The organism is Streptomyces sp. CMB-StM0423 (assembly GCF_002847285.1).
In the GTDB taxonomy this organism is placed as follows: Bacteria; Actinomycetota; Actinomycetes; order Streptomycetales; family Streptomycetaceae; genus Streptomyces.
Genome location: NZ_CP025407.1, coordinates 2,833,020 through 2,845,099 on the forward strand (window position 1 = coordinate 2,833,020; position 12,080 = coordinate 2,845,099).

7 protein-coding genes are annotated in these 12,080 nt (G+C 70.9%); 3 read left to right on the forward strand and 4 right to left on the reverse strand.

Annotation, left to right across the window (positions count from 1 at the left end; genetic code table 11):
* Nucleotides 1–208: 208 nt before the first annotated feature.
* Together CXR04_RS11990 and CXR04_RS11995 are read right to left on the reverse strand one after the other, a co-directional pair.
* Nucleotides 209–4,138 (reverse strand): S8 family peptidase, encoded by a 3,930-nt coding sequence (locus tag CXR04_RS11990; protein ID WP_159072305.1) that lies wholly within the window; start codon nt 4,136–4,138, stop codon nt 209–211.
* A 413-nt stretch (nt 4,139–4,551) separates the two neighbouring features.
* The gene (locus CXR04_RS11995; RefSeq protein ID WP_101421835.1) at nt 4,552–7,443 is read right to left on the reverse strand and encodes an ATP-binding protein; all 2,892 of its coding nucleotides are present in this window, start codon (nt 7,441–7,443) and stop codon (nt 4,552–4,554) included.
* A gap of 251 nt (nt 7,444–7,694) precedes the next feature.
* On the opposite strand from CXR04_RS11995, the gene CXR04_RS12000 reads away from it, so the two are divergent.
* Entirely contained in the window at nt 7,695–8,171 is a 477-nt protein-coding gene (locus CXR04_RS12000) for an SMI1/KNR4 family protein (protein WP_234380185.1), read from the forward strand.
* A 283-nt stretch (nt 8,172–8,454) separates the two neighbouring features.
* On the opposite strand, the gene CXR04_RS12005 is transcribed toward CXR04_RS12000, so the two are convergent.
* Nucleotides 8,455–9,042: a helix-turn-helix domain-containing protein gene (locus CXR04_RS12005; protein ID WP_442802453.1), complete on the reverse strand. Its 588-nt coding sequence runs from the start codon at nt 9,040–9,042 to the stop codon at nt 8,455–8,457.
* 9 nt (nt 9,043–9,051) lie between these two features.
* On the opposite strand from CXR04_RS12005, the gene CXR04_RS12010 reads away from it, so the two are divergent.
* Complete coding sequence (locus tag CXR04_RS12010) at nt 9,052–10,761, forward strand: sugar ABC transporter substrate-binding protein (protein ID WP_101421836.1); 1,710 nt, start codon at nt 9,052–9,054, stop codon at nt 10,759–10,761.
* A gap of 54 nt (nt 10,762–10,815) precedes the next feature.
* Here the strand turns inward: CXR04_RS12010 and CXR04_RS34805 are convergent, their stop codons facing one another.
* A complete protein-coding gene (locus CXR04_RS34805) occupies nt 10,816–10,986 on the reverse strand; it encodes a hypothetical protein (protein ID WP_159072306.1) in 171 nt (56 codons plus the stop codon).
* A 799-nt stretch (nt 10,987–11,785) separates the two neighbouring features.
* Between CXR04_RS34805 and CXR04_RS12015 the strand changes: the two genes are divergently transcribed.
* The gene (locus CXR04_RS12015; RefSeq protein ID WP_234380186.1) at nt 11,786–11,965 is read left to right on the forward strand and encodes a hypothetical protein; all 180 of its coding nucleotides are present in this window, start codon (nt 11,786–11,788) and stop codon (nt 11,963–11,965) included.
* Nucleotides 11,966–12,080 lie beyond the last annotated feature (115 nt).

The following is a 12,080-nucleotide window of genomic DNA, read 5'->3' on the forward strand; positions in this document are numbered from 1 at the left end:
CGCTTCTCCAGGGCTCCGGGCGGGCTCGGCGCCAGGGCCCGGCAACCCGGACGTACGGCACGGGCCGGTCGCCGAACACCTGGAGGTTCAGACTATGCCCACCCAGGATCAGGCCGCCGTGAACCCGCGCCGGGCAGTCCCCGACCCCGGGCGTGCGGCTGCCCCCGCCGGGAGGCGGGGGCAGCCGTGCGGTGCGTCGTGCGGGGAACTACCGCAGGGTGATCGCCTTGGTGCTGGTCTGTTCGACGCGGTTGCCGTCCTCGTCCCAGGCTTCCGCCTTCAGGCTTACGGAGCCGGAGGTGTCGGCCAGGGCCGGATAGGTGAGGGTGACGGCGTAGTCGCCGCCGCCGCGCTTGCGGACGGTGGCGTCCTTCCAGGTGGCGCCGTCGTCCGTGGAGTAGCCGAGCTTCAGCCCGGCGATCTCCGGCATCCGCTCGGTGGACTCGGGGTGGCGGACGTTCACGGTGAACGTGTGCTTGCGCCCCGCCGGGACCGTGCTGTCCAGGGACAGGCCGGCGGACAGGTCGTAGCCGACGAACACCAGCGGCTGCGGGTTGCACGGATCGGTGTTGCCGATCTGCGTGAGGAAGCACATGTCGTTGGGTCCGGTGGTGTCCTCGTCCCGCACCCGGGAGCGGAACGTCCACGTGTTGGCCATGCCGGCGCCGCTCTGCTTGATCTGATACGTACCCTCGCCCTTCGGTATCCGGAACGCCTCGATCGGCAGCGGGGTCTTGACCCGCTCCAGCTCCACGCCGTCGCGGGTCACCGTGACGTTGGTGTTGGCGACCGTGGAGCCGCTCTCCGTGCCGTCCCCGATCACCCGTTCGTAGGCGGGCAGGAGCAGACCACCCTGCACGCAGAACGAGCAGCCCAGCTTCCAGCCGACGCCCGGGACGTTGCTTCCCCGGGCCCACCCGGGCGTCAGCGGGGTGGAGAGCCAGTCGAGTTCGGTACGGACCGGCCGGTCCACGACCGTGGCGACCGAGCGGTTGTCGTTGGGCTGCACGGCCTGGACCTGGCCGGTGCGCAGCGCGTCGGAGTAGAGGCCGCCCAGGTAGAGCGGGCGCTCCCGGCCGGAGGTGAACGCCGAACCGACCGCGAACGAGGCCGTCTCCAGCGGCTTGTGGCTGTGCCACGCCTCGGTGGTGTACCGGCTGCCGTTCGTCTGGTGGAAGCGCGACTGGACGGTGGCGAGCTGGTTTTTCTTGTACGTGTAGGTGAGGTTCGCCGGGATCTGCCCGTCCTCGTACCGCAGCAGGTTGTAGACGTAGTCGATGTCGGGGTTGCTGTCGATCTGAACGGTGACCGGACCGCGGGCGAGCTGGCTACGGATCTTCTGGCCCTGGTCCGGCAGGATCTGGCCGACGGGCAGCGGAACCCGCTCGTTCTCCAGGCCCCCGGTGGGCACCGCGCACCCCTGGTGCACGTACTTGGCGTAGAGGAGCACGCCGGTGGCTCCGGCGTCCTTCAGTTGCTGTATCCGGTCGTTGTAGAGGTAACAGCCCCAGTTGGCGCCGTCCTCCGGATCGGGGGACATCATCAGCAGGGCGACCTTGCCCTTGAGGTCCGCCCCGGCGATGTCCTCGGGCGTGGCCATGCCCACGTCGGCCAGTTGCTTGCGGTGGCGGCCCTCCGGGAACGGCGTGTACTCGCCCCGCGGCATGGAGAACTTCCCGTCGGTCTTCCCGTAGGTGTAGACGTCCAGCGGCGTCCTGGCCGGGGAGGTGACGCTGATGTCGAGCTGGGGGTTGGTCAGGGTCGTCCGGGTGGAGAAGAGGAACTCGCCCTTGGTCACCTTCTTGGTGGGCGTGAAGTACCGCTCGCCCTGGAAGAGCCCGAACCCGCCGGAGAAGATCGGCGTGCCGTCCCACGCGGTACGCAGGCTCTGGACGGCGATGCCCTCCCATTTGTCGGAGTGCGGCCGGGGGGTGCGGTACTGGAGCCGCACCGCCTCGCGGGCGTCCAGGGTGACCTCGGCCCCGTTCTCGCCGACGGTCACCTCGGGTTCGTACAACTGCGTGCTGGTGCCCGGGCTGCCGTCCTCGGTGTTGTCCAGGACGGAGCCGCTGACGCTCCAGGTGCCGGGCTGGACCAGGAACTGCGCGGTGCCGTCGCCGTAGCTGCTCGCGGGCTGACCGTAGACTTCGGGAACGTCCACGGCCGAGGCGCTGGCCGAGAACATCTGCGGGCCGGCGGGGTTGCCCTTGCGGTCGAGGACCTTGACGCTGAGCAGGACCTTCTTCGGCTGGCGCTGCAAGTTGACCGCGGTGGAGACGCGGTTGCCGCTGCCGTCGGTGGCGACGACGCTGCCGTAGTAGGCGCCCTGCGCCAAGCCGTCGGGGTCGGCGGTGACGGTGACGTCGGCGGTGGCGTGCGCCGGGACGGTGACGGTGTCGCCGCCGGTGGTCAGCCGCCCTGCGGCGGTGAAGTCGGCGGCGAGCGTGAGGGTGACGTCGGCGTCGCCGTCGTTGGCGTACGTGACCGTACGGTCCAGCGGGTCGTTCTCACGGAACTCCACGGTGCCGAAGTCCACCGCGCCGGTGGTCGCCGTCACCTGCTGGCCGGTCGCCCGCGCCACGTCCAGCCGTCCGGCGCCCTGCTCCGCGGGGGTGTGCCCGGCGTCCTTGGACGTGGACATCAGGGCGGTCTTGAGCCGGGACCAGGACCAGTCCGGGTGCTGCTGGGCGAGGACCGCCGCGGCACCGGCGACGTGCGGGGTGGCCATCGAGGTGCCGCCGGCGCTGGTGTAGTTCTCGTCCACGGGTGTGCCCATGGACGTACCCGAGGCGCGGGCGGCGGCGATGGCCACGCCCGGCGCGGCGATGTCCGGCTTCAGGGCGCCGTCGCCGAACCGCGGGCCGCGGCTGGAGAAGCCCGCCATGGCGTCGGACTTGTCGGTGGCGGCGACGGTCAGCGCGGAGTCGGCGGTACCGGGGGCGCTCACCGTCTCCTTGCCGGGCCCGTCGTTGCCGGCGGCGATGACGAACAGGGAGTCCGTGGACCGGGTCAGTTCGTTGACCGACCGCGACAGCGGGTCGCTGCCGTCGGTGGCGGAGCTGCCCAGGCTCATCGACACGACCTTCGCGCCGGCCTCCTTGGTGGCCCACTCCATCCCGGCGACGATCTGCGAGGTGCTGCCCGAACCGGCGTTGCTGAGCACCTTGCCGACGGCCAGCTTGGCCCCCGGGGCGACGCCCTTGTGCGAACCGCCGGACGCCGCGCCGGACCCGGCGATGGTGGAGGCGACGTGGGTGCCGTGGCCGTGCTTGTCCACGACCTCTTCGTCCTTGATGAAGCTCTTGCTGGCGGCGATCTTCCCGGCCAGGTCCGGGTGGGTGGCGTCCACGCCGGTGTCCAGGACGGCGACGGTGACGCCGGCGCCGTCGAGGCCGTTCTGCCACGCCTCGGGCGCGCCGACCAGCGGCACGCTCTCGTCCAGTACGGCCTTGACCTTGTCATCGAGCCAGACCTTCGCGACGCCGCCGGCCAGCGCCTTGGGCGCTCTGGCCGAGGCGCCGGGGGCGGGCAGCTTGCCGCGCAGCGCCTCCCAGAACTGCTCTGCGTCGCCCTTGTCCACCTTCACCGCCGCACCGTGCAGCGAGTCCAGCGACAACGGCGCGCCGGCGGCGGGCAGTTCGCGCGCGGTACGGGCCACCGACGTCTGCGGGGCACCGCCCCGGTAGCTGAGGAGGAGCGGAAGCCGGTCGGACTTCGCGTCGGCGAAACCATTCTGCGCGAGGTAGGCGACGTCGAAGAGCTTGCGTTCCAGGATTCCGGCGCGTACCGCGGCCCGGGCGTCGTCGGGAATGACGAACGTGCCCTCGGGACCTGAGTACGTCTCGAACGTCGGAACGTGCCCGTCCGGCCGCCGCTGCGGGTCCGCCGTGACCGAGAAGCGCCCGGAGGCGTCCCGGCTGACCTGCACGGTGTCCCCGGTGACCAGGGTGACCCGCCACGAACCGGCGCGGGCGCCGGGAACGGGCACCACCTCGCCCCCGGGCGCCGCGGCGGCGGCGTTCCCGCTCCCGTTCCCGGCGGCGGCCTGCGATGCCATCGGCGTCAGCATCCCGGTGGCCAGCGCGGTCACCGCGACGCCGGTGAGCAGGCGCCGCCGGGACCGCGCCCGGCGGGGCACGGGCGATCTGCTTGTGGATATGCGACGTTCCAGCCGGCGGGGGCGCGCGGATGATCGGTCGCGGAGCCTGTTGAGAGGCATGGAGGATCCTGCCTTTCAGGTCAAGGAAGGGGAGGAGAGGTGAGCGTCCGGGTCACGATGCGGCCGAGCTCGTGGCGTTCAGGCCGGCAGCCATCCGTCGTCGTCCGGCCGGGCGTCAGAATCGGTGGGGCGGGTGCGATTCACGTATCCGGGAGAGGAGCTGTCGCCGGGCGACGGCTCCCCCACCGTGGGCGTCCCGGCTTCGGGACGGGCGTGGGCGGCGGGGTCCGGCTCGGCATCATCGTCGTGGGGCCCGGTCTGGCCGGTCGGAGTCGGGGAAGCGGGCATGCCGGAGAGCATGGCAGCGTGGCGACGCGTAGCCACGCGTGGACCTACGTGTTTTTGCTCCCGCCGGTACGTGCACCCTCTCCCAGGCGGTGCGCGAGACCGATCCGTGAGCGCAGACCCAACTTGCGAAGCACCATCCGCAGATGGCCTTCGACCGTGCGGGTCGAGAGGAACAGCGTCTCGCCGATCTCCCGGTTGGTCCGTCCGGCCGCAGCCATGGCGGCGACCTGCCGCTCTCGCGGCGAGAGACGGTCCCCGTAGCCGCGACGTCCGCCGCGGTGGCGCGCTGCGGGGGCCAGGCCGTGGTCGCGGGACAGCCGGGAGGCGCGGTCGTGGTCCCAGCGTGCGTCCAGCCCCTCGAACGCCTCGATCGCCTCACGAAGCAGCGCCTGCCCGGCCGGATCTCCGGCGCCCAGCAGGACTGCGGCGGCCTCTTCGCGGCACTGTGCGGCCTCGTACGGGCGGGGGAACCCGCTGTACACCTCTGCCGCTGCGGCCAGTTCGCCGGCCGCGTTCGCATGATCGCCGCGGTGGGCGGCGAGCAGGCCGCGAGCACGGGGCAGCGCCGCAGCCGCCAGCGGCGCGTCCAGCGGCACGACGGCCTGCTCGAACTCCCGTAGGAAACGACCGGCCTCGTCCGTACGCTCAGCGGCGGCCAGCGCCGCCACCAACGCAGGGAGCGACTGCACCGCTAGCGGCCACAGCCGCTTGAGCCGCCACCGGTGGAACGCCTCGGCGGTCGCCTCGATCCCCTCGACCGGCCGGTGTTCGGCGACGGCCAGCCGCAGGGTGGCCGTCACCATCGGCGGCAGGGCCTCCAGAGCGGCGATCGAAAAGGCCGCGTTCATCCCGCGGCTGAGACGGTCGCGGGCGGCATCGGGTTCACCGCGGGCGAGTTGCAGACAGGCGGCCACGCTCTCCGCCCCGATCCACATGTAGCGGCGGTCGCGCAGCGCTTCCAGCAGCCGGGCAACCTGGGGGTCGATGTCCCGCCACGCCCCGCGGGCATGGTCCAGGACCAGCGCGAGGGTGCTCCTCAACAGGCCGGACACGGGCCCGCTGCGGGCGTCCGGGACGATCGCCAGCAGCCTCGCGGCGAGAGCGTCGTGCCCGGCCAGACATGCCTCGGCCACCGAGTACAGAGCACCGGCCTCGTCGCGGTGCGTGGGAGCGCCGACCAAGTGCTCCAGCACGAGATCGGCCGCGTCGCGCCAGCGCCGGTCACCCAGCAGCGCCAACTGCGACGCCGCCTTGCCACGCACCAGTGCCGCCGCGCGCGGATCGTCCAGCGTCTCGGCCGTCGCCAGGGCGCGGCCGAGCCAGGCCACGTGCTCGGCAGCCGGTACGTCGTCATCGAAGGGGAACCCGAGCCCGTTCATCACGAGCGCGGCCTCGAAGGGGTCCTGCAGATCCTCGACGGCGGCGGCAAGCGCCCGGCGGACCAGCGCCGGGTCGCTCCCGGAAGCCTCCAGCAAGAGGCCGACTTGGAAATGGAGCAGGCCGCGCATGGCCGGTGGCGGTTCGAGCGCGAGGGCCTGTTCGAGCAGGTCCTGAACATCGGGCCAGCGGACCGCACCCTGGGCGCAGTCGCCCAGCCTGATGGTCAGACGGACCCGGTCGGCCGGCGCGAGGGGGGCGGTGCGCAGCACGTCCTCCAGCAGCCGGGCGGCCTCGGTGTCGTCGGCGAGCGCGGCCGCCTGCTCGGCGGCGGCCTCGGCGGCGTCCACCCAGGCGTCGTACTGGCGGGCCTGGCGCAGGTGGTGGGCGACCTGCCCGAGGGGCACGGGGGTACGGGAGCGGACGGCGGCGGCGGCCCGGCGGTGCAGATCCTGGCGGCGGGGCAGCAGCATCGACGCGTAGACGGCCTGCGCGGCGAGGGCGTGCCGGAAGCCGACGGTGCCGTCCTGCTCCTGGAGCAGCCCGGCGGCCAGCCCCTCGGTCAGCCCGTCCAGGGCGTCCGCCGCGGGCACCTGGCAGGTGGCGGTGAGCACTTCCACCGGGACCGGCTCGACCAGCACCGCCGCGGCCCCGACCACCGCCTGCCCGGCGGCGGACAGCCGCAGCACCCGGCTCAGCACGGAGTTGCGCACCCCGGCGGGGATGTCGAGGTCGTCGATGGCCCGCCGGGACCAGTTGCCGTCGCGCAGCACCAGGCTGCCCCGTTCCCGTAGCAGGGCCAGCAACTCCTGGATGGCGAACGGGATCCCGGAGGCCCGCTCGCACAGGTGCACGGCGAACTCCTCGGAGACGTACGCGTCGGTCCGCAGGATCGCCGACGCCAGCAGGCGGGTCTGCGCCGCGTCGAGGGGGTGCAGCAGCAGGTGGGTGTGGGCGACGCCGACCCCCAGCCGGGCGGTGACGTGCCGCAGCGCGGCGTCCGCTTCCTCGCCGCGGTAGGTCAGCACGACGGTGAGCGCGGGCGGGGGATCGTCGAGCAGGTAGCCGAGGAAGTCCACCGTCTGCTCGTCCGCCCAGTGCGCATCCTCGACCATCAGCACGGCACGGCCGACCTCGGCCAGCAGGCTGACCAGGCCGCGGAACACCCGGTGCCGCTCGGCCGCGTGGTCGTGCAGCGGCGCGGGCGCCTCCGGCAGCAGCCCGGCGAGTTCCGGCAGCAGCGGCCGCAACGCCCCGGTCACCGCGGACAGCCGCCGCCCCTCCGCCACATCCCCGACCCCGCGCACCGCGTCGAGCACGGGCCCCAGCGGAAACGGCTCCCGAATCTGCCGGCACCCCCCGACGAGCACCCGCACTCCGCCCAGCTCCCGCCGCCCGGCCATCTCACTGACGAGCCGCGTCTTCCCGATCCCGGCCTCCCCCTCGACCACGACCACCCCGGGCGCCCGCCCCACGGCCTCCACGAGCTGCCGCAACTCACGGTCCCGCCCCACCAGCGCGGACACCTCGGCCGAGGTCTCAGCCTGCTCCTGCGGCACCGACGGTCACCAGCCCTCGAATCAACGCGGCGCCACCGGGGGGCTACGCAGCACAGCGGTACGGAAAAGGAACCCAGGCAGTATCACCACCCCCCGCCCCCAACACCAGAGGCCCACCCGGGAACCCCGCAGGTGGCACGCCCCGTAAGAACACCGCGAGAGCGAACCTGAACGCCCATCGGATCGCCCCCGGAGCCGTTGCGGCAAGTCCCGAGGGAATGCTTGTCAGTGGTGCCCCCTAGCGTTCCGCCATGGACCGTACGAGGAACGAGGTAGAGGAACCTTCCCACCCCTGGAGTGATTTCCTGCAGCGCTGGAGCGACGAGTGGCTCGACCCCGTCCTGCACGAGCAGGAACGGCCCCAGCCGTTTCCCGACGACGTTCGCACCTCACGCCGGCTTGGCACCGCCGGCGCAACCGGCAAGGAACTCAAAGCGCTCGAAGCCCGCCTGGACACCGGTCTGCCGCCGAGCTATAGACAGTTCCTGCAGACCAGCAACGGCTGGCTCAACACCACCCTGGCCATCGACCGGCTCCTGCCGACGCAGGAAGTCGGGTGGGCCCGTGACATCGATCCCGAACTTGTCACCGTCTGGGGAAGCCACCGACGTCTACCTGCTCAACCGCTGTGTGGTCACTTCCGACGGGGAATGGGAAGCCTGGTACCTCGCGTACTGGCTGCCCGGCGCGGTCCGCTATCCCTCCTTCTGGGATCTCATGAACGATGAATACAAGAACTTCCGCGAGCAGTAGAAGCCACAGAACACCTGGCACGCTCCGTGGGGTCCAGACCGAGGGCACGGCACCGCGGCCGACTCAGTGGGGGAGCTTAGGTGACCGAGGAGTTGACCGTCCTGGCGCGGGCGGAAGCGGCCGCGCCGGTCACCGCCACCGCGCCGGCCGCAGCCGGCCCCCTCGGCTACCCTCCACCCCGCGACAACGACGCGCACAACTTCAGCCCAGCCGGCGCGCGGAGAACGACGCATGCGCCGGTCCACGGTGCTGCGTGGCCTACACGTTGAAGCGGTACATAGGTGTACAGATTGGGCCTGCGGAAACGCCAGAGGGCCGGGATGGATCCAGCCAGCCAGGATCCAGCCACGGTACGCCCGCGAGGCGGTCCGGGAAACGGCACATGAGGTCGGCGTCGAAGGTCCCGGTGAAGACCATGAGGTTCATGCTGCCCTTCGTGCTGATCGCGGAGATCGCGTTCACGGAGAAGCGGTTGCCCGTGCGGCGCACGACGGGGGTGCGCCCCTTGGCGCCCCAGGTGCGGCCGGTGACCTGGTCGGAGCGGATGCCGACCTGATGGGCGAAGAGCTCCTCGCCGCCCTCGGCCTTCGCCTTCGCACGGATCGCCGGCCAGTTCTCCCCCCGCCAGACGCGGACCGCTTCCGCGTCCTCCCCGACAGCCCGCTTGTCCGGGCGCTGGAACGACGGGCCCCACCAGCGCAGGTACGTGCCCACGCCCTGCTCGGTCAGGCGTACCCGGTACAGCCTCGCGATCAGGTCCCCCAGCCCGCCTCCGCAGTTGCCAGGCCAGACCCGGATCCAGCTTCCGGCCTCGAACTTCTCGCGAAGACCCAGGTGCCTGGGTATGGTGCGGCAATGCGGTCACTTGACTACGCGGCGGTGTTGCCGTTCGTGAGTAACGTCGAAGTCGTTGCCTCCACCATCGTCGCCGTCTGTACCGCTATCACAGGAGTCGCCGCTCTCACACGCGCCATCCGTTCCAACCAACGGACGGTGCGGGCGAAAAGCCTCAAGATTGGCTGGCAGGTCGATTCAGGCCCCGACTCGACAGGTGCCCTCGTCCTCAACGAATCCACCGCCACTTTTCAGCAGTTGGTCGTCACTGTCACCTGTGGCTCGCACCTGCGTACGGCCCGCAAGGACATCGCCGTCCTCAAGGCGGGCGACGAGCATCTGTGGCCGAGCGACGACGTCCACCGGTCGGCGAGGGCCAGGCCGTCCCCCGCGGATGCCTCGACCAGGCATCACGGCACACCGCACGATGTACAGCTCACCTTCCGGGACGGCAAGGGCTACTGGTCCCGAAACGAAGAGCGGCTCGACCGGGTGCGGTCGCTGGTGGTCTGGGCGGAGCGGACCCGGGCTCACACGCTGGCGAGATATTTCGGGTGTTCCAGTCCTTTCCGCAAAAGGTACGCGGTCTCTGTCAGGGTGGAGTCGTTCGACCGCACCGAGGCGCTGGAAGAAGCCCTCACAAGACTCGTCGCGACTGGCCGCCCACCACGCGGCTACCACGTTCCGGATGTGGTGGCCGGGCCGCATGACTGGATCGGGCGCGTCGTACGGGAAGGCTCGGTACTCGAACCGCCGTTCAGCCCTGCAGGGCTGGCTCGGATCTCCCCTGTCGCTGTGGAAGCGCTCACCAGCCAAGAACAGCTCTACGCGATACCGTACGTCTTCGACAGCGTGGCTCTGATCCGCAACAACGCGCTTGCGGGCAGCGGTCCGATGCCGACGACGTTCGACGAGACCATCCGCGCCGGTGACGCAGCCGTCGAAGCCAAAGGGATCGAGAACGGCGCCGGAGTCGCGCTCCAGGTCGGCTCCCCTGATCCAGCGGGGAATGCCGGCGACCCGTACCACATGTGGCCACTGTTCTCGAGCTGCGGCGGGACGTTCTTCGGCCTGCGCAGGACTCCCTCCGAAGCGGCCGGCACCGACAGGTTCGAGGACATCTCAGCGTGGCGCGAGAACTTCGTGAACGCGTTCGTCCGGCTGAGCGAGCTCGGCACCGGCCCGGGCGGGAGCGGCGCGCTGAACCCGGACATCGGCCGCGCGGAAGCATTACCGCTCTTCTTGGAGGGCCGCGCCCCGTTTCTGGTCTGCTCGTCACGTGCCCTCGCCTCGATCAAGGACCAGCGCATGGACGTGAGCGTCGCCGCGGTACCTCCGCTGGGTGACAGGCAAGCCGTGTCGATGGTCTCGGTGTACGGCTTCTACATCTACCGGGGCGCACCGAACGTTCCCGCGGCACGCGACCTGGTGACCTCCTATCTGTCCCAGCCGGACGCGGGCGAAGACCTCAACAAGCTTCAGCAGCTAGTACCCGTACAGGAGGAGGCGATGGGCACCGTCGCCGCCCGGGACGCGGTCCTGCGTCCGTACATCGGTCAATGTGACAACGGCCAGGTGATGCCGTCGTGGCCGGAGATGCGTGCAGCGTGGCAGCTCCTCGGACACACCGAGTACAAGGTGCTGGCCGGCGAGGGCGACCCGCGTGCCGTGGCTGGGGAAGCCGCCGAGGCCGGATGGGAGCTACTCCAGGAGGCACGCGGCTCCGAGTAGCGAACTCCCCGAAGCCAACCCCAGAGTTGCTTCGGAGTCGCGTGGGGGCCGGCCTCAGACGCCCCAACGGCCGGGACCGAGGTCAGCTCTCGGGAAATCCCCGGCAACCGCGGTCGAATCGGCACCTGACGGGCGAAGAGCCGACGTGTCGCCGGGCAGCGCCCCGGTGTGCTCGGCCAGTTCGGCGCCGATCGTGTCCAGGCGGCGGGTCAGCAGGCGGTACATGCGCAACTCCCCGGTTCGGCGATATCCGGGCCAGTATCGCCAGGCGGGCCAGCTTGCGGGGTGCGATCGGCATTGCACCCCCGGGACGGGACGCGATCTCCCGAAGCCCGCGGCCGACGCGGCCGTTAACGCCGTCCGCGCGTACCCCCTTTACTGGCCCACCGTTCAGCGTTCTCCAGCCAAAATCCAGCCACGGTACACGAACGGGGGCGGCCCGAATTCGGGCCGCCCCAGGCTGATCTGGTGGTTTGCTAATTCGCCGGAGCCACGGTGTTGCGTGGCCTATACATTGAAGCGGAACACCAGGTACACAGTTTTGGCCTGCGGAAACTCCGGAGAACCGAGCGGGATCCAGCCAGGATCCAGCCGCCGAAAACGGCCGATCCATGACCCCCGTTTTCGCTGGATCCACGGGCCACGCGAGGCTCCACGCTTGCAACCCCTGCGCTCGGCCGCGAGGTTATCCGGCCGCAGAATACTCTGCATAATCCGTCCGCACCCCCTCGCCCGTCTCCGACCCACCGGGCGGGCCAGTCCGGGCTCCTTGATGTAAGGAAAGAGACTCCAAGCACAATAAGAGTGAAAGAGCACCGAGGAAACTCCCGGGAATTCCACCAACTCTTACGCAGACCCAAACTTGGCGGGACTTCAAGTTGCTACCGCGATTTCAGGCTGGCGAGTATCTTCACTCCTCAAGGCCAGACTGAAGCCGCTCCCAATCCTTCTGCTGATCACGCCAGGCGGTGCTTGCGTAGATCGCGGTCTTCGCCTCAGGCAAAGACAGGTCGAGCACACGTGGGTGAGCGAGGCGTGCCGGCGGGTCTGCGACACGGGCCACCAGGTGCACGGCGCGATCGGCTTCACCTACGAGCACGACCTGCACTTCCACTCCCGCCAGATGGCGGCGTGGGCGCTGGCCTTCGGCGACGCCGACCACCACTGGGACCGGCTGGCCGGCGGACTGGGTCTGCCGACCTGACGGCACCCGCCCGGCGGTGCCGCGGGCGGCCGGACGTCCGGCTGCCCGCGGGTGACCGGACACCGGCCCACCGGCGGGGGCGCGTGCGCACCCCCGCCGTGCCCGGTCCCGTGGC

Excerpts from the sequence above, each read along its gene's own strand:
- CXR04_RS34805 (WP_159072306.1), bottom strand. The coding sequence starts at position 10,986 with ATGTACCGCCTGCTGACCCGCCGCCTGGACACGATCGGCGCCGAACTG.
- CXR04_RS12010 (WP_101421836.1), top strand. The coding sequence starts at position 9,052 with ATGCGGTCACTTGACTACGCGGCGGTGTTGCCGTTCGTGAGTAACGTC.
- CXR04_RS12000 (WP_234380185.1), top strand. The coding sequence starts at position 7,695 with ATGGACCGTACGAGGAACGAGGTAGAGGAACCTTCCCACCCCTGGAGT.